This is a genomic window from Amycolatopsis sp. NPDC058340 (assembly GCF_042723975.1).
Lineage (GTDB): Bacteria > Actinomycetota > Actinomycetes > Mycobacteriales > Pseudonocardiaceae > Amycolatopsis.
Genome location: NZ_JBHXIB010000022.1, coordinates 23,619 through 43,348, shown reverse-complemented (window position 1 = coordinate 43,348; position 19,730 = coordinate 23,619). Strand labels below are relative to the sequence as shown.

Genomic DNA, 19,730 nt, shown 5'->3' with positions numbered 1-19,730 from the left:
GCGGTTTGGGGGCGGGGGGGCGCAAACCCTCCCCCCCCCCCCGGGGGGCCCCCCCCCCCCCCCGGGCCTCCGCGGGGGGAAGGGGGCCTTCACGCGCTTCGGCCGCATTTAGAGGGCGACACCGCCGCCGAGTGTCCACAAGGGACACTCCGAGCCGGTAATGTGACCGATTGGTGGCATGACGTCCGGGGCTCGCGGGGGTCGTGAGTGAAAAAGAGGGTTAGAACCGTCCTTGCCACTCACGACCCCGGTGCAAGACGCTCAAATCGGGCGTCGTGGCGGCCCGGGTGTCCCTTGTGGACGGTTCGGGTCACGATCAGCCCCGCGGGTCGGTCTCCGGCTCGCGGCGCGAGACGTTCTTCCCGCCCAATTGATGTGGCGAGCGTGGGTGTGCCCGGCCGCAACACGCGGCGCGTCGGCGAGGGGGCCGCGCCTCGCCGCATTTAGAGGACGAAATGCGGGCAGGCGCGGGAGGCCGGTTTCGGGCAGACTCTCTGTTATGCGGGTCACAGTGCTGGGAGCGTCGGGGCGGACGGGGATTCACGTGGTCCGGCTCCTGCGGGGGCGCGGACATCAGGTGCGGGCGGGGCTGCGCAGCCGCCGCCGCGCCGAGCGGGTCGCCGGTCTCGGCGCCGAAACCGTGGTCGCCGACGTCACCGCCGACGCGGAAGACCTCGTCGAGGCGCTCGCCGGTTCCGAAGTGGTGATCAGCGCGATCGGCGCGCCCGACCCGGATCAGGCCTCGGTCGACCTCGTCGACCGCGACGGCGTGATCACCGCGATCCGCGCCGCCGAGAAGGCGGGTGTCTCGCGGTTCGTGCAGCTTTCCGCGCAGTTCGCGGATTCGCCGGATCAGGGTGATCGCCTGGTGCGGTCGATCCTGATGGCGAAGCAGATCTCCGACAGCGTCCTGCGCCGGTCGAGCCTGAACTGGACGATCGTCCGGCCCGGCACGCTCACCGACGACCAGCCCACCGGCCACGTCAAGATCGCCGGCCACCTCGAACCGGGCCGCGTCTCCCGCGCGGACGTCGCCGCCGTCCTGGTCGCCACGCTGGAAGAACCGCTCGCCGGGAACCAGGGTTTCGACGTCATCGGCGGCGAGATCCCTATTCCGTCGGCGCTGGCGTCGCTGGGCTGAGCGCCTTCTTGCGCTCCCGCGCGGCCCGCAGGTTCGCGACGTTCCCGCAGGTGCGCACGTCGTGCCAGACCCCGCTGTTGTTGCGCGAGACGTCGTAGAAGGCCGATCGGCAGCCGTCGAGACGGCAGAGTTTCAACCGAGGCCAGATCCCGGCCTGCTGCGCGAGCAGTGTCTCCGTCCACAGCGCCGAAGCGAGCCACTGCCGTCCGGTGCCGGACGGGAACAGCCGGACGACGCCGTCGCGCAGGGCCAGAGTCGCCTTGACCGGCTTGTCGACGTCCGCGTCGTCGCCGTCCACGAGCGAAACGAACGACTCGCGTAGGTCGCGAAGCGCGCGGAGGTCGCCCGGACTCAGCGAGATGTCGGGCGCCTCGGAGTCCCGGGCTCGCGACCATTCCGCCAGCGCCTCGGCGGCCCAAGGTCTCGCCAGGTCGGCGTCGCTCAGCAGGTCGAGGCCGTAGGTCTGGATCGCCTTGGTGTTGAGGAAGTCCTGAACGAGCGCCAGCCCCGAGGGGGCGGTGCGTAACCGGTATCGGTCCGTCGCGGTCCATGACATAGGTCAAGCGTACTTGACTCTGTCGTCCCGCGTCGCCATTCTGGCGACAGAGGCAAAAGCCGAACACTTCTGTCAAGGGAGCAAGTCATGACCTCCATCGAAGGCGCCGTCGCACTGGTCACCGGCGGGCAGCGCGGGCTCGGCAAGGCGTTCGTCGCCGAACTGCTCGACCGCGGCGCCGCCAAGGTCTACGCGACCGCCAGGTCGCCGCGCGAGGACGCCGACCCGCGGATCGTCCCGCTCCCGCTCGACGTCACCGACCCGGAATCCGTCCGCGCGCTGGCGGAGCAGGCGAGCGACGCCACGATCGTCTTCAACAACGCAGGCACCTTGGGGCTCGGCTCGCTGTTGGACGAGGGCGTCGACGCGCACCGCCCCGTCTTCGAGACGAACGTCTTCGGCGCGCTGCGCATCGCGCAAGCGTTTGCGCCGCGGCTCAAGGACGGTGGGGCGCTGGTCAACGTGCACTCTGTCCTGTCGTGGGCGGCGGGCTCGGGTTCCTACGGCGCGTCGAAGGCGGCCTTCTGGTCACTCACCAATTCGCTCCGCATCGAGTTCGCCGAGCAGGGCACGCAGGTGGTCGGCGTGCACCTCGGCTACACCGACACCGACATGACCCAGGGCCTCGACGTCCCCAAGAACGACCCGCGCGACGTCGCCCGCCAGGTCGTCGACGGGCTCGAAAAAGGGGAGAACGAGGTACTCACCGACGACCTCACCCGCCAGGTCAAGGCCGCGCTGTCCGGCCCGGTCGAGCACCTCGGCACCAGCCGGATCGGCGCGTAGAAAACGATTGGCGGGAGGTCGACGATCCGAGGTAGCTTCGCCGCCATGTGTTGTGCCTCCGCGTTCACCCGGATCCGCCGCGCCTAGCGGCGGATTCCAGGCTTTCGGCAAGGAACCGCCGCCCGAGCGAGACATCGCCGGGCGAGCCTCGTGCTGCCCGGCTCACCTCGAAGCCGCGGAGATCCCTTGCGCACACATCGTCCTGGCCGTCACGAACTCGGCCAGAACTTCCTCATCGACCGGAACATCATCGAAACCGTCGTGAAGCTCGTCGACGGTACGGACGGGCCGATCGTCGAATTCGGCACCGGTGACGGCGCCTTGACGTGGGCGCTGGAACGGCTCGGCAGGCCATTGACCGGCATCGAGATCGACGACCGCCGCGCCGCCCGGCTGGCGCGCCGCGTCCGGCCGTCCACGGAGATCGTCACCGCGGACTTCCTGCGGTTCCCCTTGCCGAAGACGCCCTGCGTCCTGGTCGGCAATCTGCCGTTCCACCTGACCACCGCGACACTGCGCCACGTCCTCGCGGCTCCCGGCTGGACGGACGCCGTGTTGCTCGTGCAGTGGGAGGTGGCGCGCCGCCGGGCCGGGGTCGGTGGCGCGACCATGATGACCGCGCAGTGGTGGCCGTGGTTCGACTTCCGGCTGGCGGGCCGGGTGCCCGCGGCGGCGTTCCGCCCGAGGCCCGGCGTCGACGGCGGCCTGCTCACCGTGACCCGACGCGGGCGGCCGCTCGTCGAAGACGCGGATCGTGAGCGCTACCAGGACTTCGTGCGGCGGGTGTTCACCCGGCCCGGCAAGGACGTCGTGCCCAAACGCCTCACCGCACACCAGTGGGCTGAGGAGTTTCGGCTTCGGCGAGGAAGTCCGGTTCGCGCACGCGGCGTTTCGTCGAACCGAACAGGACGCCGCCGATGACGACGGCCGCGGCGAGGATCTCCACCAGTGAGGGGCGTTCGTCGAGGACAAGGAACGCCATCGACAGCCCGACCACCGGCACCAGCAGCGAGAACGGCGCGACCACGCCCGCCGGGTTGCGGCGCATGAGCGACGTCCAGATCCCGGAGCCGACGATCGTGCCGAACAGTACGACGTAGGCGAGGCCACCGAGCCCGAACAGCCCGGTGGTGGTGCCGAGCGTGCTCAGCGAGTGCCCGATCTCGGCAGGGCCTTCCATGACCAGCGACAGCGCGAACATCGGCAGCGGCGGCACCACGGACATCCAGAGGACGAAGTTCAGCGGGTTGTCCGGGGCGGCCTGCCGGGTGCTCAGGTTGCCGAACGCCCAGCTCAGGGCGCCGAGCAGGGTCAGGATCACCGGCAGCAGGGCGGCGTTCCCGGCCTGCTGCCAGGCGATCGTCGCCATCCCGGCGACGGCGAGCAGGATGCCGGTGAGCTGCCGTCCGGACACGCGTTCGCGCAGGAAGACGGCGCCGAGCAGGACGGTGAACGGGGCCGACGCCTGCAGCACCAGCGAGGCGAGACCGGTCGGCATGCCGGTGTCCATCGCGATGAAGAGGAACACGAACTGCCCGGTGCCGAAGCCCAGCCCGTAGCCGAGCAGATGGCGGATCTTCACCTTCGGCCACGGCACGAACAGGATCGTCGGGATCGCGATGACCGCGAAGCGCAGCCCGCCGGCGAAGACGGGCGGGAACTGGCCGAGGGTGGCGTGGATGGCGAGGAAGTTGCAGCCCCAGAGGACGGCGACGAACAGGGCGAGCAGACGATCGCGGGCGGGCATGTCTTCACTCTTACGTGGTGCGACCGTTTAGGACCAGCGAGAATATTTGCAGCGATCGTTCAGTTCGGCTTCACATATGCTGGCGGTATGGACATCGGCCGGTTGCGGACCCTGCGGGAGTTCGCCGACCGCGGCAGCGTGACGGCGGCCGCGAAGGCGTTGCACTGCACCCCGTCCGCGGTTTCCCAGCAGCTGCGTGCCTTGCAGAGTGACGTCGGTCTCGCGCTCACGGAACCCGCCGGGCGCGGTCTGCGGCTGACCGACGCGGGCCGCGCCCTGGTCGCCCGCGCGGACGACGTGCTCGCCGCCCTCGACCGCGCGGAGTCCGAATTGGACACCTACCGCAGCGCCCCGCGTGGCAGTGTCCGGGTGGCGATCTTCCAGTCCGCCGGGTTGATGCTGCTGCCCGGACTGCTGCACCGGACGGCGGAATTCGACGGCCTGGACGTCATCGTGCGCGACGTCGACATGACCCCGCCGGAGGTCCCCGGGCTCGTCGCGGATTACGACATCGTGGTGGCGCACCGGGACGAGCACGCGCCATCGCTCGGCTCGGACCGGCTGGAGACGCGGCATCTGCTGCGTGAACCGCTCGACGTCGCGCTCCCCGCCGGGCATCGGCTCGCGAAGCGGCGCCGCATCGAGCTGGCCGAATTGGCCGACGAACGCTGGATCAGCGTCAACGCCGGGTTCCCGGTGGACGACATCCTCCAGTCGCTGATCATCCGCACCGGGGTGCGGCCACAGGTGGTCCAGCGCATCAACGATTTCCGCATCACCGAACGGCTCGTCGCCGCCGGGCACGGGATCGCGTTGCTGCCCCGGTACACAATGGACACTCGGCGCGGCAGTGGCCTGGTCTGCCGTCCGCTCGCCGGGATCAAGGCGGCCCGGCACGTGGAGGCGGTCTACCGGCTCGGGGCTTCTTCGCGGCCAGCCGTGGCGAAAGTGCTCGACGCGCTCGCCGACGAGGTCGCCGCTCTCACGGGCGAGCGTGACTCTTCAGGTGGTCGAGCGCGATCTTGAGGGCGTCGGCGATCGGCGTGACGTCGTGGCGCAGGTGGGCCATCAGCAGGCCGCCCTGTACGCAGGTCATCGCGGCTTGCGCGAGCCTCGCCGGGTCGGCGTCTTCGCTCAGTTTTCCCTTTTCCCGCAACGATTCCAGTCCGCGCTGGAGATGTGACTCCCATTCGCGGTAGGCCTTGTCCAGCAGCGGCGCCATCTTGGGGTCGTCCCCGAGTTCGCCGGTGAGGTTGCCGAGCGGGCAGGCGATCGGCCCCTTGGGCGTGGTCTGGATGGCCAGGATCTCCCGGGCCCACTGGTCGAAATCGGCCCAGTCGTGCAGTTCGAAGATGGTCGGCTGGTTGCCGAGGATGTTTTCGAGGAAGCGGGTGATGACCGCTTCGACGAGCTGGTCCTTGTTCTTGAAGTAGTGGTACATCTGCGATTTCCCGGCCCCGCTCGCCGCGAGCACCTTGTCGACGCTCGTCCCGGCGACGCCGTGGACGTACATCAGCTCCGCCGCCGCGTCGACGATCGCGTCCCTCGTCATCCGCCCCTGCGGGGTCTTCGCCGGTTGACCACTCATGTACCGAATAGTACAGTCGGCTGCACTGTACCGATCAGTACAACCGAAGGAGCTGACCATGGGGGATCTCAACACCGACCTCGCCGAGCTGCGGGGACACGTCGCGAGCCACGTTCCGGCCGAGGTCGCCGAGATGCTCAAGGCCGACCGCGAGACGTTCGTCGGGGTGGTCGCCGAGGCGGCCGCGAAACCGGGAACGCCGATGCCGGACCTCGCGCTGCCGGACGCCGGTGGCGATCGGGTCCGGGTCGCGGACGGGCCCGCGGTCGTGGTGTTCTATCGCGGCGCGTGGTGCCCGTACTGCAACCTGGCGCTGCGCACGTATCAGCAGGAACTGTTGCCGGAGCTGGAGAAGCTGGGCGTGAAGCTGGTCGCGGTCAGCCCGCAGCTGCCGGACGGGTCGCTGTCCACGAAGAAGCTGGAGTTCACCGTACTGTCCGATGTGGACAACGAGCTCGGGCGCGCGCTCGGCATCACGTTCCGGCTGGCCCCGGAGACGAAGCCGGCTTTCGACACGCTCATCGGCGACGTCGAGAAGATCAACGGGGCGGCGGACTGGGAGCTGCCGTATCCGACCGTCCTGGTCGTGGACGGCGACGGCGTCATCCGGTACATCGACGTGCACCCGGACTACACCACGCGCACCGACCCGGCCGACGTCCTGGCCGCGGTGAAGGCCCTGTAGCCGCCGCGTAACTCACGTGATTGGACGCGTAACTCGCGTGATTGAAGGCGTTACGGCTCCGATCACGCGAGTTGCGCCAAGCCTGAAAGCCGTGAAGGCCTCCTTGAGGGACTCTGGGTCCCTCAAGGAGGCCTTCACGGAACGTCGGAAACTACCGGTGGGCCCGGTTCACGGCCGAGACGACGGCCCGCAGTGAAGCGGTCACGATCGACGGGTCGATCCCGATGCCCCAGTACACCCGGTCCGAGATCGCGCACTCGATGTACGACGCGGCCCGCGCGTCGTCGCCCGGCGAGAGCGTGTGCTCGCTGTAGTCCAGCAGCCGCAGGTCGAACCCGACGGTCGACAGCGCGTCGAAGAACGCCGCGATCGGGCCGTTCCCGCGGCCGGTGACCTCGTGCTCGTCGCCCTCGACCCGTACGGTCGCCGTGATGTCGTACTCGCCGTCGCCGTTGTCCCGGACGTGCTGGCGCACCAGCTCCAGCGGCGTCTTCAGCTCCAGGTACTCGGCCGAGAACGCGTTCCACATCGTGGCCGGGTCGACCTCGCCGCCCTCGGTGTCGGTGTGGCGCTGGACGACCTTCGAGAACTCGATCTGCAGGCGCCGCGGCAGGTCGAGCTGGTGCTCGGCCTTCATGATGTAGGCGACGCCGCCCTTGCCGGACTGCGAGTTCACCCGGATCACGGCCTCGTAGTTGCGGCCGATGTCCTTCGGGTCGATCGGCAGGTACGGGACCTGCCACGGGTGCTCGTCGACCGGCGTGCCCGCCTTGTCGGCGGCGGCCTTCAGCGCGTCGAGCCCCTTGTTGATCGCGTCCTGGTGGCTGCCGGAGAACGCGGTGAACACCAGGTCGCCCGCCCACGGGCTGCGTTCGTGCACCGGCAGCTGGTTGCAGTATTCGACCGTCCGCTTGATCTCGTCCATGTCGGAGAAGTCGATCTGCGGGTCGACGCCCTGGCTGTACAGGTTCATGCCCAGCGCGACGAGGTCGACGTTGCCGGTGCGCTCGCCGTTGCCGAACAGGCAGCCTTCGATCCGGTCCGCGCCGGCCTGGAAGCCCAGCTCGGCGGCGGCGATACCGGTGCCGCGGTCGTTGTGCGGGTGCAGCGACAGGATCACCGAATCGCGGCGGTCCAGGTTGCGGTGCATCCACTCGATCGAGTCGGCGTAGACGTTCGGCGACGCCATCTCGACGGTCGCCGGCAGGTTCAGGATCACCGGCTTCTCCGGCGTCGGCTGCCAGATCTCGGTGATCGTGTTGCAGACCTCGAGCGCGTACGACAGCTCGGTGCCGGTGTAGGACTCCGGCGAGTACTGGAAGCGGAAGTCGGTGTCCGGCTGCTTCGCCGCGTAGTCGACGACCAGCTCAGCGGCCTGCGAAGCGATCTTCGTGATGCCGATGCGCTCCTCGCGGAACACGACGCGACGCTGCAGGATCGAGGTCGAGTTGTAGATGTGGACGATCGCGCGCGGCGCGCCTTCGAGCGCCTTGAAGGTGCGCTCGATCAGCTCCGGACGGCACTGGGTCAGCACCTGGATGCTGACGTCGTCCGGGATGGCGCCCTCGTCGATGATCTCGCGGACGAAGTCGAAGTCCGTCTGCGAGGCCGCCGGGAAGCCGACCTCGATCTCCTTGTAGCCCATGCGGACCAGCAGGTCGAAGAACTTGCGCTTGCGCGCGGGCGACATCGGGTCGATCAGGGCCTGGTTGCCGTCGCGCAGGTCGACGGCGCACCACAGCGGCGCGGTCTCGATGCGCTTGTCCGGCCAGGTGCGGTCCGGCAGCGAGATGTCCTCGACCAGGTCGTACCAGGGGCGATAGCGGTGCACGGGCATCGAAGTGCCGCGTTGGGTGTTCCACGAAGCCTGCTCGGAAGGCGCAGGACGGGTGGGCTTGCGAATGCTCATGAGGGGACGGTTCTCCTGAAGAATCGGGTGCGACGACCGGCACCACGAAGCCCCGCGACGGGGAGCCGGTCCGATCAGGCCCCGTCGCGGCAGCGAAGCAGGAGAGCTCGAGCCACGAGGCCACCTTAACCGCGCGATCTCCCGAAGGGAAACCCGGGCCGCGATCGAACCGTGACCACAGTGGCGCCCATTCGGGTTACTCACGGGTAGCAATCGGACCAGGCGGCGTGCCACACTGCCCGGCATGGGCGAGCACGCTGAAGAGAAGGAAACCGCTGATCAGGAGACCCGGCGCAAGGTCGACTGGCGAGCGGGCGGCAGCCGCGCGGCCGGCGTCCTGGCGAGCGTCGTCCGCTGGGTGGGCCTGATCTTCGCGGCCATCCTGGTGCTGCACGTCGTCTTCGTGATCGGCGAGGCCAACCCCGACAACGGCATCGTGTCGTTCGTCCGCGGCTGGGCCGACGGGCTGCTGCTGGGCTTCAAGGATCTCTTCATGCCCGAAGACGCCAAGCTCCGCGTGCTGGTCAACTACGGCATCGCCGCGATCTTCTGGATGGTCGTCACCGGGATCCTCGCCAAGATCATCCGCCGCGTGGGCGGTTCAGCCTGAATTTCGGGCATTACGCTCGGAAGATGTTCGCGCGGGCGGTGCCCTACGAGATCGTCGCGATCGGGACTTCGGCCGGTGGAGTCAAGGCCCTCATCACGGTGCTCCAGGCCTTGCCCGCGGACTTCCCGGTACCCGTGGTGATCGTCCAGCATCTCGATCCCCGTCACGACACGGTCCTCGCCGAGATTCTCGATCGGCGGTCACGATTGCGGGTCAAGCTGGCCGAGGCCGGTGACGTCGCCGAGCCCGGCGTCGCCTATCTCGCACCGCCGGACCGGCATCTCCTGATCGCTCCCGGTGGCGGGCTGGACCTGTCGAAGAGCGACAAGGTGAGATTCGTGCGGCCGTCCGCCGACCGGCTCTTCGAATCCGTCGCGGTGGCCTACGGTCCCGCGGCGCTGGTCTGCGTGCTGACCGGAACCGGTCGCGACGGCTCGACGGGGGCGAGGGCGGTCTCGTCCCGTGGCGGTACCGTCATCGCGGAAGATCCGAGCACCGCGGAATTCAAAGGCATGCCACAGGCCGCGGTGAACGCCGTGGCGGTCGACCTGACGCTGCCGCTGGAGAGGATCGCGGACGCGCTTGTGGCCCTGATCGAAGGAACGAGATCGCTGTGATCGCGCATGACGGCGAGGACGAAGACGAGCGTGAGCTGGAATCCTTGCTGACGTTCATCAACGATTCCCGCGGATTCGATTTCACCGGGTACAAGCGCACCTCGCTCGGGCGCCGGATCCGCAAACGGATGCAGACCGTGAACTTCGAGAAGTACGCGGATTACCGGGATTTCCTGGAGAGCAACGCCGACGAGTTCCAAGAACTCTTCAACACCATTCTGATCAATGTCACCGGTTTCTTCCGCGATCCGGCGGCGTGGGACTACCTGGCCGCGGTCGTCGTCCCCGGCTTGATCGCCGACGCCGGCCCGGACCAGGACATCCGGATCTGGAGCGCCGGATGTTCGAGTGGCGAGGAGGCGTACACCCTCGCGATCATCTTCGCCGAGCATCTCGGTATCGAAGCCTGCACCAAACGGGTCAAGATCTACGGCACCGATGTCGACGAGGAAGCCCTGCGCGAGGCCAGGGCGGGGGTGTATTCCCTCAAGGCACTGGAAAAGCTCCCCGACGAGGTGAAGGCGAAGTATTTCGAACCGAACGGCGCCCTGTTCGCGTTTCGCCGCGACCTCCGCCGCAGGGTGATCTTCGGCAGGCACGACATCACCCGCGACGCCCCGATCTCGCGGGTCGATCTGCTCGTCTGCCGCAACACCCTGATGTATTTCAACGTCGAAGCGCAGACGAAGATCATCGAGCGGTTCCATTTCGCGCTCAACGAAGGCGGTCACCTCTTCCTCGGCAAGGCCGAGATGCTGGTCGCCGACGGTTCCCGCTTCGAGGTCACGGATATGCGCAACCGGGTGTTCCGGGTCCAAACCGGTGCGGGGGCGGCGAAGCCGGCGCGATCCGACCTCTTGCCCGCTTCGGAGATGGGACGGGTCAACCGGCGTCAGGTGGTCGAACTGGCCTTGGCGTCCTCACCCGATTCGGTGCTGGTCATCGACCGTGACGGCACGGTCGCGTTGATCAACGGCGCGGCGCGGCTGCAGTTCGGGCTTTCCCCGGACAACGTCGGCACGTCGTTCGGTGAGCTGGAGATCTCGTCCCGGCCGATCGAACTCGGAACCTTGGTCGGCAGAGCCCACTCCGAGCGCCGGAGCGTCCGGGTCAACGCCGTGCGGTGGGACCGAAGCGACGGCGAGACACGGTACTTCGACGTCGTGGTCAAACCCTTGCTCACCAGCGACGGCGAGGACCTCGGCGTCGCGATCACCCTCATCGACACCACCGAGGCCACCCGGCTCCAGCAAGAGGTCAAACGGGTGCAAGAGGACCTCGCGACGGCTTACGCGGAACTCCAGTCGACCAACGCGGAGCTGGAGACCGTCAACGAGGAACTCCAGTCCAGCATCGAGGAACTCGAGACGACGAACGAGGAACTCCAGTCCACCAACGAGGAACTGGAGACCACCAACGAGGAACTCCAGTCGGGCAACGAGGAACTCGAAACGATGAACGAGGAGCTGCGGATCCGCACCGCGGAGCTGGACGAGGCGCGCACCTTCCTCGAAGGGGTGCTGTCCAGTGTCGCCGCCGGAGTGGTCGTGCTCGACAGCGATCTCCTGGTGCGCAGCTGGAACCGCGGCGCCGAGGACCTGTGGGGGATGCGCGCGGACGAGGTCTACCGGACGGATTTCTTCACCCTCGATTTCGGCCTGCCGACCGACGGGCTTCGCGACATGGTCGAGATCTGCAACGAGACCGGCCACCGCGCGCTCCCGGTCGAGACCGACGCGGTGGACCGGAAGGGCAGGCCCTTCACCGCCTCGGTCAGCTGTTCGCCGTTGGGCGGGCCGGGAAGTGGCGTCGTGCTGCTGATGGAGAAGCGGCGGGAGTGAGGTCGTCGCCGGGGGAGATCAGGTCGGCGACCGTCAGCCGCCTGCTCATCAGCCGTTCGGAGAGGTCGCCGATCCGCATGTTGTGCCCGCGGGCGTACCGCCGCAGCACCCGGAACGCGCCCTCCGGGCTGACTTCCAGCCGGGCGGACAGCAATCCCTTTGCCTGCTCGATGATCACCCGGCTCGAAAGCGCCCCCTGCAGTTGCCGCGAGGTCGTGGTCAGCCCGGCGATCGTCCGGTGGTTGAGCATGCCGATCGTCGCGACGTCGGCGAGCGCGCTCGCGATCCTCAGATCGGTCTCCGGCAACGGTTCCGTCTCCGTGGTCAGGATCGTCACCGCGCCGAGCAGGTCTTCGCGGCGGCTGAACGGGAACGCGTGCGCCGACCGGTAGCCGAGGGAAAGCGCGGCGGGAGCCAGCCTGGTCCAGCGTGACGTCGCCTCGTCGAGGCGCACGTTGACGACCGGCGCCCGGCTTGCCTGGCTGTCGGCGCCAGGGCCTTCCTCGGCGAGGAGCTCGCCGAGCCGTTCGTCGGTGGCCACCACGACCGGAGGGTCGACGGCGGTGGTCAGGTGCACGGACGACGAGTCGATCAGCTGGGTGTACCGATCCGCCACACAGAGCCAATAACTCGCCGGATCCAGCGCGGGGGCGAGAGTGTCCGCCAGCTCCACCAACGTGTCGGCGACCCATTTTTCGCGATTCCGCATCAAAATCGGCCTTCCTCGGGGGGCAGCCAACGCTAGTCCTCTCGATGCGGTCACGGAAGCCGCGTCACTCAGCCATCCGGGTCACATCCGCGGGGCCGTGGCGGGCGTACGCTCGCCTCATGTGGGACGGCACCGGTGGCCGGTACGACCAGTCGGCTCTGCGCGAACTGGTCGAAGCCGCACGAGAGCGTGCGGATCGCGCGGCGGCGGTGGCCCTGCGGCACGAAATCCTGATGGAGACGGCCGCCGAGACCATGCGCCCGTTCCACCGGAGGATGGCGGAGCTGCACCGCGCCACCGAGAGGAGGCATCGTGCCACGGCCGATCTGCACGCGAGCTACGTCGCCGCGGTGAAAAACTGGGCGGCCGAGCCCAACGGGCGGGAGGATGCCCCGCCGCCGTTCATGACGGCGGTGGCCGAGACGTCCGGCGGCCGGAGCCTCGCGGTGACCTTGTTCGACGGCCCGGAGAGCGCGGCGGCGGTCGTCGTCTCCGATCCCGTCGCGGCGAAGGCGAACGATCTGGAATACCTCTTCGGTGAAGGACCGTCCTGGCGGACGTCCGGCGAGCCGGGGGTCTGCGGCGGACGAGAGCTGTCGAGCAGGTGGCCCCGGTTCGGTCCAGCCGCACGTGAACTCGGTGTCCGGGCGGTGGTTTCGGCCCGGCTGGGACCGCGTGACGCGCCGCTGGGGACCCTCACCGCGTACCGGCCCGAGCCCGAACCGGACGCCGAGGTCGCCCGTTCGACGGAGCTGGTCGCCGAAGCCCTCACCGACACCGCGTTGCATCCGAGCACGCTGCTCGACGCCGACGACGGGCTCCCCGTCCACCCCTTGTTCGGCGACGTGGACCTCCAGTGCGTGGTGCATCAGGCCACGGGGATGGTGATGTCCACCCACGACTGCGCCGCCCCGGACGCGCTGGCCCTCATCCGCGCACATGCCTACACCCTGGACAAGAGTGTCTTCGAAGTCGCGCGGACCATTGTGAACCGGACGTCGGCGCTCAGCTGACACCGAGCCTTTCGTACGCCTCGACGGCGGCTTTCGGGTCGTCCGCCTGGAATTTCACGACGCGGACGGTCTCGGTCGCGCCGAGCGGCCGGGTCACCGTGATCGGCTCGCGCAGTTCGGCGATCAGGTTCGTCTCGTAGAAGTTGTCGTGGCTGAGCCAGGTTCCGTCGCGGAACTTCTGTGCCTTGCGCGGGTCGTGGCTCTCCTTCAAATGCCGCAGCGCGGCGATGTTCTCCCTCGGGATCCGCACGTCGTAGAACGAGCTGTAGCGCACCCGCACCTCGCGCGACGAGATCACATGCGGCCGGACGACGGTGCCGGCGTGGATCCCGAACACCAGCAGCGCCGAGTACACGCCGAGGACGAGCAGCAGGACGTCGACGACGATGCCGAAGTCGATCAGCCAGAAGAGACCGGCTTCGACGGCGCTCACCACCGCCAAGACGACGAAGATCGGCTTGCCTCCGGAGCCGTACGGCACCGCGACGGCGTCCCCGTCGATTCCGTCCTTCCGGCGGCTGACATACAGCCAGAGGCCGGCCATCGTGCGTGACTCGTTGCGGATCAGCGCGCGAAATGCCCCCATGTCCCCAGGTTAGCGATCGAACCCGGTCAGCAGCTTCAACGCGTCGGCGGATCCCGGGTCCTTCGGCGTGTAGATCTCCAGGCGATGGTCGGGGCTGTCGGGCTGGAGCCACACCTGGTAGTCGACGCCGAGCGCGCCGACCGTGGGATGCCGCAACCACATGGCGCCGACGGTGCAGTCGGCGACGTCGCCGGTCGCCCAGAGCCTCGCGAACTCGTCGCTGCGCATGGTCAGCTCGCCGATGAGCGCCGCCAGCCGGGCGTCGGTGGGGTAGCGACCGGCGGTCAACCGCAGATAGGCGACATGGATCGGGGCCAGTTCGGCCCGGTTCCGGTGCAGCTCGCGGGTGAGCGGGTCGAGGAAGAACATCCGGGGCAGCGACGGCCGCCGTTCCGGATCCTTCGGCGCGTCGAAGTCGAGATGTTCGGCCATGAGCGAGTGCCCGCCGTGGTTCCACGCGAGCACGTCGCCGCGACGGCCGAAGACGAGCGCGGGCACGGTCTCGCCGAGGTTCTCCAGCAGCGCGAGCACCCGGGGATGCGGCTCTTCGTCGCCGGGATCGGACAGCTTCGGGAGCGAGGACCGCCGGGCGAGGTTGTGCAGGTGCGCCGTCTCGACGTCGTCGAGCCGCAGCGCGCGGGCGAGCGCGTCGAGCACCTGCTGTGAAGCGGTCTCGGCCAGGCCTTGTTCCAGCCGCGTGTAGTAGCCGGCGCTCACCCCGGCGAGCTGGGCGAGCTCCTCGCGGCGCAGCCCGGGCACCCGGCGGGAGGTGCCGTAGGTGCGCAGGCCGATGTCGGCGGGAGTCACCCGGTCACGACGGCTTTTGAGGTAGACGCCGAGGCTTTCCATGCCTCCGAGCCTAAGTACTTCGCCCGCCGCGTGGGTGTACCCGCGAGGTGTACCCATGGCACGGGGATGGCTGCTCCCTCGAAGCCGGTACAGCGTCGAGCGCATGACACGACAGCACACCCGGGCCTGGTTCGGCCTGCTGGTGATCCTCTGCCCGGTGTTCCTGGTCTCGATGGACGGATCGATCCTGTTCCTCGCGATGCCCAGGATCAGCCAGGCGCTCACCCCCACGGCCGATCAAGCGTTGTGGATCCTGGACGTCTACGGTTTCGCGGTCGGCTCGCTGCTGATCGCGTTCGGCGCCATCGGTGACCGGTACGGGCGGCTGAAGCTGCTGATGATCGGCGCCGCCGTGTTCGGCCTCGGTTCGGCGGGCGCGGCCTTCGCCCCGAACCCGGAAACGCTCGTCGCCTTCCGCGCGCTGATGGGGCTGGCGGGTGCGACGCTGCTGCCGTCCGCACTGGCCGTGCTGAGCGAGCTCTTCACCGATCCACGACGGCGGGCACGTGCCATCGGGATCTTCGCGGCCGCGTTCGCCGCCGGTTTCGCGATCGGCCCGGTCGTCGGCGGGGTCCTGCTGGAGCGGTTCGCGTGGGGCTCGGTCTTCCTGGTCAACCTGCCGGTGATCGCGGTGTTCCTGGCGCTCGCGCCGGTGCTGCTGCGCGAGGTGCGGGCGACCGGGAAAGGCCGGGTCGACGTACTGAGTGTGGCGCTTTCCGCCGCCGGACTCCTGCTCGCGATCTACGGCGTCAAGCACGCGGCCGCCGACGGCCTGTCCGTCTCCGCGGTCTCCGCCGGGATCGCCGGCGCCGGGTTGCTGGTGTGGTTCGTCCGGCGGCAGCGCGGTCTGGAGTACCCGCTGATCGAGTTCTCCCTGTTCCGCGACCGCGTGTTCACGATCGCGATCGTCACCGGGCTGGTGCCGCTCGCCGCGTGGTCGGCGGCCGCGTACCTGTCGGGGATCCACCTGCAGTCCGTGCTCGGCCTGCCCGTCCTGCACGCGGCGCTGCTGGCGCTGCCCGGTGCGGCCGTCCTCACGATCATGTGCGTCGTCACGCCCGCGCTGGTCGACCGCGTCGGCAAGCGGACGGCGCTGGTCGCCTGCCATTTCTCCATCGCCGCCGGGCTGGCGCTGTTGCTGATGACCGGGGTCACCGGCGGGGTGGGCTGGTATGTCGCGTCGACGGTGGTCGCGGGGATCGGCTACGGCATCTCGTTCAGCGTGGTGGCCGACACAGCGGTCGCCGCGGTGCCCGCCGAACGGGCGGGGGCCGCGGGCGCGATCGCCGAGACCGGCAACGAGATCGGCAACGCGCTGGGGATCGCGCTCATGGGCTCGCTCGCCGCGCTGGTGTTCCGCCTGACAGGCCCGGACGTCGCGCCCACCCTCGGCGAAACCCTCGATATCGCGCCTGCGGCCGCTCTTGACGCGAAGGAGGCTTTCGTCGCCGGCCTGCACACCGCCGTCGCGGTGCTCAGCCTGCTGCACGCCGGGCTAGGGGCTCTCACTCTGCGATGGCTCCCTCAGCGCCAGTCGGTGAACCCGCGCCGCGATCGGCGTCGGCAGGGCGCGACCTGGTAATCCCGGCGCCCCGCCACCGCGACAGCGGGGGCTTCGGCCAGGCGGGTTCACGCGTCGAGCCCGGCCTCAGCTCCGCCAACAGGCTCAGCCGGAGAAGGCGCTCGTGCCCCAGGCGTCGGCGTAGGCGAATTCAGCCAGGGGAACCCGCTCGCGCGGCGCCTTCTCGCGCTCGATCCGCCAGTCCTCTTCGAGCACGGACGGGTCCGCGGGGTGGCCGACCGCGATGGCGACCTTGGGGACGACGTCGTCGGGGAGACCGAAGAGGTCCTTCGCCGCCTCGGCGGAGAAGCCCGCCATCTGGTGCGCGATCAGGCCCAGGTCGACGGCCTGGAGCACGAGGTTCTCGCTCGCCAGCCCCAGCCCGTACTCGGCGTACGGGACTTCGCCCTTCTCGTTCGTGGTCACCATCACGCCGATCAGCAGCAGCCCGGCGCGATGGGCCCACGCGCGGTTGCCCGAGTTGAGCGTCGAGAGGATGCGGTCGAACGACGGCGTGCCCCGAAGGCCGACCAGGTAGCGGGCGGGCTGGGTGTTGCCGAACGACGGCGCCCAGCGGGCCGCTTCGAGCAGTGCGCGGAGCTGGTCTTCGGTGACGAACGCTGACTCGTCGTAAGCGCGCGGGCTCCACCTGGCGGCCATGATCGGCGCGATCGGGGTACTTGTGTCGGCGGGTTTCTTCACGACGGGACGATAACAAGGGGTGCTCTCCGTCACTAAAGTGAAAGGCCTCCGACTATTTCGTTGGTGTTAAGGAAGATTTACTTCGGGAAGTCATCTATGTGGTGGTCAGGACCACTTACGAGGGTGGCGGGCGTGCGTGTCCCCGGTAGGCTTTCGCCCAAATAAGGGACGCGGGGGCTCCTCGGTGCCCACGAGGAGCACGCCCGGCCCGTCGAGGAGGTTCGGGCGTGGCCCTCGTGGTCCAGAAGTACGGCGGTTCGTCGCTGGAAAGTGCCGACCGGATCAAACGCGTCGCGGAACGCATCGTCGCCACCAAGAAGGCGGGCAACGACGTGGTCGTCGTCTGCTCCGCCATGGGCGACACCACGGACGAGCTGCTCGACCTGGCTCAGCAGGTCAACCCGGCTCCGCCGGAGCGCGAGATGGACATGCTGCTCACCGCGGGTGAGCGCATCTCCAACTCGCTGGTGGCGATGGCGATCTCGGCGCACGGCGCGGAGGCCTGGTCGTTCACCGGCTCGCAGGCCGGTGTGGTGACGACGTCGGTGCACGGCAACGCGCGGATCATCGACGTCAGCCCCAGCCGCGTGACGGAGGCCCTCGACCAGGGGTACATCGCACTGGTGGCCGGGTTCCAGGGCGTGTCGCAGGACACCAAGGACATCACCACCCTCGGCCGCGGCGGTTCGGACACCACGGCCGTCGCGCTGGCCGCGGCGCTGAACGCCGACGTCTGCGAGATCTATTCCGATGTGGACGGTGTGTACACCGCCGATCCCCGGGTCGTGTCCGACGCCCGCAAGCTCGACACCATCGCCTACGAGGAGATGCTGGAGCTCGCCGCGAGCGGATCGAAGATCCTGCACCTGCGCTCGGTGGAGTACGCGCGCCGCTACGGCGTCCCGATCCGAGTCCGTTCTTCCTACAGTGACAAGCCGGGCACCACGGTGACCGGTTCTATCGAGGAGATCCCCGTGGAACAAGCGTTGATCACCGGTGTGGCGCACGACCGCTCCGAAGCCAAGATCACGGTGACCGGAGTGCCGGACCACGCCGGTGCCGCCGCCAGGATCTTCCGGGTGATCGCCGACGACGAGATCGACATCGACATGGTGCTGCAGAACGTGTCCAGCACCGTCTCCGGCCGCACCGACATCACCTTCACGCTGTCGAAGGCCAACGGGGCGAAGGCCGTGCAGTCGCTGGAGAAGATCAAGGACGAGATCGGCTTCGAGTCCGTCCTCTACGACGACCATGTCGGCAAGGTGTCGCTCGTCGGCGCGGGGATGCGTTCGCACCCCGGTGTCACGGCGACGTTCTGCGAGGCGCTCGCGCAGTCGGGTGTCAACATCGAAATCATCAACACCTCGGAGATCCGGATCTCGGTGCTCATCCGGGACGCGCAGCTCGACGACGCGGTGCGCGCGATCCACGAGGCGTTCGAACTCGGCGGCGACGAAGAAGCCGTCGTCTACGCGGGGAGTGGTCGCTGATGTCGGAAGGTTTGCGGGTAGGCGTGGTCGGGGCGACCGGTCAGGTCGGCGGCGTGATGCGCCGTCTGCTGGCCGAACGGGGTTTCCCGGTCGCCGAAATGCGGTACTTCGCTTCGGCGCGGTCCGCCGGTTCGAAGCTTCCTTGGCGTGACGGGGAAGTCGTCATCGAGGACGCGACGACCGCGGATCCGTCCGGTTTGGACATCGCGCTGTTCTCCGCCGGTGGCGCGACCTCCAAGGCCCAGGCGGAACGGTTCGCCGCCGCCGGTGCCACGGTGATCGACAACTCGTCGGCGTGGCGGATGGACCCGGACGTCCCGCTGATCGTCAGCGAGGTCAACCCGGAGGCGGTCAAGGAAGCGCGCAAGGGGATCATCGCGAACCCCAACTGCACCACCATGGCCGCGATGCCGGTGCTCAAGCCGCTGCACGCCGAAGCGGGTCTGGTGCGGCTGGTCGCCAGCACCTACCAGGCCGTGTCCGGCAGTGGGCTCGCCGGCGTCGAGGAGCTGGAAGGCCAGCTCGCCGCCGCGGCGGCGAACGCGGGCGCCCTGACCCACGACGGCGCGGCGGTGACCTTCCCCGAGCCGAAGAAGTACGCGCGGCCGATCGCGCACAACGTCCTCCCGCTGGCCGGGTCCATTGTGGACGATGGCCTGTTCGAGACGGACGAGGAGAAGAAGTTCCGCAACGAGAGCCGCAAGATCCTGAGCATCCCGGAGCTGCTGGTCTCGTGCACCTGCGTGCGGGTGCCGGTGTTCTCGGGGCACTCGATCTCGATCAACGCCGAGTTCGCGCAGCCGCTTTCCGTCGCCCGCGCGACCGAACTGCTGACCAGTGCTCCCGGCGTGGAACTGTCGGACATCCCGACCCCGCTGCAGGCCGCCGGCCAGGACCCGTCGTACGTCGGGCGGCTGCGGACGGATCCGGGCGTCGACGGCGGTCGCGGCCTGGTGCTGTTCCTGTCGAACGACAACCTGCGGAAGGGCGCGGCGCTCAACGCCGTGCAGATCGCGGAACTGGTCGCCGCGAACTCCTGACCGTTCCCTGAACCCGCCGAATCGCCTGACCGGGTGCGAGGGTCGGGGGGACGATCAAGATCATGCCGAGTGGGGAGGATTCCGGACACTGAACGTCCGGAATCCTCCCCGCTCGCCGACACCACTGCCGTGGGGAGTCGTCGCGAACCCCTGGCGTCCGGAACGCTTGTATGTCCATAAAGGACCGTCAAGCGTGGCGAAATATCCGATCTATTGCTGTATGGCCGGTTCTGGGGGGTCGTGAGTGGCAATGATCGTTCTAACCCTCTTTGCCACTCACCACCCCCCCCGGTGAAC

At 68.7% G+C, this 19,730-nt stretch carries 20 protein-coding genes; 12 read left to right on the top strand and 8 right to left on the bottom strand.

Annotated features, from left to right (window positions below; translation table 11 throughout):
• Positions 1-499: 499 nt before the first annotated feature.
• Entirely contained in the window at positions 500-1,141 is a 642-nt protein-coding gene (locus tag ACFWIW_RS23765; RefSeq protein ID WP_378370440.1) for an SDR family oxidoreductase, read from the top strand.
• Here ACFWIW_RS23765 and ACFWIW_RS23760 read toward each other — a convergent pair.
• Positions 1,110-1,697 carry a CGNR zinc finger domain-containing protein gene (locus ACFWIW_RS23760; protein WP_378370439.1) on the bottom strand — a complete coding sequence of 196 codons (588 nt, stop codon included), beginning with the start codon at positions 1,695-1,697 and terminating at the stop codon, positions 1,110-1,112. The genes ACFWIW_RS23765 and ACFWIW_RS23760 overlap by 32 nt on opposite strands.
• An 87-nt stretch (positions 1,698-1,784) precedes the next feature.
• On the opposite strand from ACFWIW_RS23760, the gene ACFWIW_RS23755 reads away from it, so the two are divergent.
• Both ACFWIW_RS23755 and erm read left to right on the top strand, forming a co-directional pair.
• The gene (locus ACFWIW_RS23755; RefSeq protein WP_378370438.1) at positions 1,785-2,483 is read left to right on the top strand and encodes an SDR family oxidoreductase; all 699 of its coding nucleotides are present in this window, start codon (positions 1,785-1,787) and stop codon (positions 2,481-2,483) included.
• Positions 2,484-2,669: 186 nt separating this feature from the next.
• On the top strand, positions 2,670-3,404 hold the full coding sequence (gene erm, locus ACFWIW_RS23750) for a 23S ribosomal RNA methyltransferase Erm (RefSeq protein WP_378370437.1): 735 nt from the start codon (positions 2,670-2,672) through the stop codon (positions 3,402-3,404).
• On the opposite strand, the gene ACFWIW_RS23745 is transcribed toward erm, so the two are convergent.
• Complete coding sequence (locus tag ACFWIW_RS23745; protein WP_378370436.1) at positions 3,307-4,230, bottom strand: EamA family transporter; 924 nt, start codon at positions 4,228-4,230, stop codon at positions 3,307-3,309. The two genes, erm and ACFWIW_RS23745, sit on opposite strands and share 98 nt — an antisense overlap.
• A gap of 87 nt (positions 4,231-4,317) precedes the next feature.
• Here ACFWIW_RS23745 and ACFWIW_RS23740 point away from each other — a divergent pair, with 87 nt between their 5' ends.
• On the top strand, positions 4,318-5,256 hold the full coding sequence (locus tag ACFWIW_RS23740) for a LysR family transcriptional regulator (RefSeq protein WP_378370435.1): 939 nt from the start codon (positions 4,318-4,320) through the stop codon (positions 5,254-5,256).
• On the opposite strand, the gene ACFWIW_RS23735 is transcribed toward ACFWIW_RS23740, so the two are convergent.
• Positions 5,213-5,818 carry a TetR/AcrR family transcriptional regulator gene (locus ACFWIW_RS23735; RefSeq protein ID WP_378370434.1) on the bottom strand — a complete coding sequence of 202 codons (606 nt, stop codon included), beginning with the start codon at positions 5,816-5,818 and terminating at the stop codon, positions 5,213-5,215. The genes ACFWIW_RS23740 and ACFWIW_RS23735 overlap by 44 nt on opposite strands.
• A gap of 58 nt (positions 5,819-5,876) precedes the next feature.
• On the opposite strand from ACFWIW_RS23735, the gene ACFWIW_RS23730 reads away from it, so the two are divergent.
• Complete coding sequence (locus ACFWIW_RS23730; protein ID WP_378370433.1) at positions 5,877-6,503, top strand: peroxiredoxin-like family protein; 627 nt, start codon at positions 5,877-5,879, stop codon at positions 6,501-6,503.
• Positions 6,504-6,654: 151 nt separating this feature from the next.
• Here ACFWIW_RS23730 and leuA read toward each other — a convergent pair whose 3' ends face one another.
• Positions 6,655-8,412 carry a 2-isopropylmalate synthase gene (leuA, locus tag ACFWIW_RS23725; RefSeq protein ID WP_378370432.1) on the bottom strand — a complete coding sequence of 586 codons (1,758 nt, stop codon included), beginning with the start codon at positions 8,410-8,412 and terminating at the stop codon, positions 6,655-6,657.
• A 244-nt stretch (positions 8,413-8,656) separates the two neighbouring features.
• Here leuA and ACFWIW_RS23720 point away from each other — a divergent pair, with 244 nt between their 5' ends.
• Genes ACFWIW_RS23720 through ACFWIW_RS23710 form a run of 3 tightly spaced genes read left to right on the top strand, consistent with a single transcriptional unit; the run spans position 8,657 to position 11,480 of the window.
• Positions 8,657-9,022 carry a hypothetical protein gene (locus ACFWIW_RS23720; protein ID WP_240596867.1) on the top strand — a complete coding sequence of 122 codons (366 nt, stop codon included), beginning with the start codon at positions 8,657-8,659 and terminating at the stop codon, positions 9,020-9,022.
• Between the two features lie 23 nt (positions 9,023-9,045).
• Positions 9,046-9,639: a chemotaxis protein CheB gene (locus ACFWIW_RS23715; protein ID WP_378370431.1), complete on the top strand. Its 594-nt coding sequence runs from the start codon at positions 9,046-9,048 to the stop codon at positions 9,637-9,639.
• Positions 9,636-11,480, top strand: coding sequence for a CheR family methyltransferase (locus ACFWIW_RS23710; RefSeq protein WP_378370430.1), 1,845 nt, complete (start codon positions 9,636-9,638; stop codon positions 11,478-11,480). Before ACFWIW_RS23715 ends, ACFWIW_RS23710 begins: the two co-directional genes overlap by 4 nt.
• Here the strand turns inward: ACFWIW_RS23710 and ACFWIW_RS23705 are convergent.
• Positions 11,413-12,189: an ANTAR domain-containing protein gene (locus tag ACFWIW_RS23705; RefSeq protein ID WP_378370429.1), complete on the bottom strand. Its 777-nt coding sequence runs from the start codon at positions 12,187-12,189 to the stop codon at positions 11,413-11,415. The genes ACFWIW_RS23710 and ACFWIW_RS23705 overlap by 68 nt on opposite strands.
• Before the next feature lie 119 nt (positions 12,190-12,308).
• On the opposite strand from ACFWIW_RS23705, the gene ACFWIW_RS23700 reads away from it, so the two are divergent.
• On the top strand, positions 12,309-13,202 hold the full coding sequence (locus ACFWIW_RS23700; RefSeq protein ID WP_378370428.1) for an ANTAR domain-containing protein: 894 nt from the start codon (positions 12,309-12,311) through the stop codon (positions 13,200-13,202).
• Here the strand turns inward: ACFWIW_RS23700 and ACFWIW_RS23695 are convergent.
• Both ACFWIW_RS23695 and ACFWIW_RS23690 read right to left on the bottom strand, forming a co-directional pair.
• A complete protein-coding gene (locus tag ACFWIW_RS23695; protein ID WP_378370427.1) occupies positions 13,195-13,788 on the bottom strand; it encodes a hypothetical protein in 594 nt (197 codons plus the stop codon). The genes ACFWIW_RS23700 and ACFWIW_RS23695 overlap by 8 nt on opposite strands.
• A gap of 9 nt (positions 13,789-13,797) precedes the next feature.
• Entirely contained in the window at positions 13,798-14,637 is an 840-nt protein-coding gene (locus tag ACFWIW_RS23690) for a helix-turn-helix transcriptional regulator (protein WP_378370426.1), read from the bottom strand.
• 103 nt (positions 14,638-14,740) lie between these two features.
• Between ACFWIW_RS23690 and ACFWIW_RS23685 the strand changes: the two genes are divergently transcribed.
• The gene (locus tag ACFWIW_RS23685) at positions 14,741-16,219 is read left to right on the top strand and encodes an MFS transporter (RefSeq protein WP_378370425.1); all 1,479 of its coding nucleotides are present in this window, start codon (positions 14,741-14,743) and stop codon (positions 16,217-16,219) included.
• An 84-nt stretch (positions 16,220-16,303) separates the two neighbouring features.
• Here the strand turns inward: ACFWIW_RS23685 and ACFWIW_RS23680 are convergent, their stop codons facing one another.
• Positions 16,304-16,900, bottom strand: coding sequence for a nitroreductase family protein (locus ACFWIW_RS23680; protein ID WP_378370424.1), 597 nt, complete (start codon positions 16,898-16,900; stop codon positions 16,304-16,306).
• A 227-nt stretch (positions 16,901-17,127) separates the two neighbouring features.
• On the opposite strand from ACFWIW_RS23680, the gene ACFWIW_RS23675 reads away from it, so the two are divergent.
• Both ACFWIW_RS23675 and ACFWIW_RS23670 read left to right on the top strand, forming a co-directional pair.
• Positions 17,128-18,393: an aspartate kinase gene (locus ACFWIW_RS23675; protein ID WP_240596876.1), complete on the top strand. Its 1,266-nt coding sequence runs from the start codon at positions 17,128-17,130 to the stop codon at positions 18,391-18,393.
• A complete protein-coding gene (locus ACFWIW_RS23670) occupies positions 18,393-19,433 on the top strand; it encodes an aspartate-semialdehyde dehydrogenase (RefSeq protein ID WP_378370423.1) in 1,041 nt (346 codons plus the stop codon). The genes ACFWIW_RS23675 and ACFWIW_RS23670 overlap by 1 nt, the downstream gene beginning before the upstream one ends.
• Positions 19,434-19,730 lie beyond the last annotated feature (297 nt).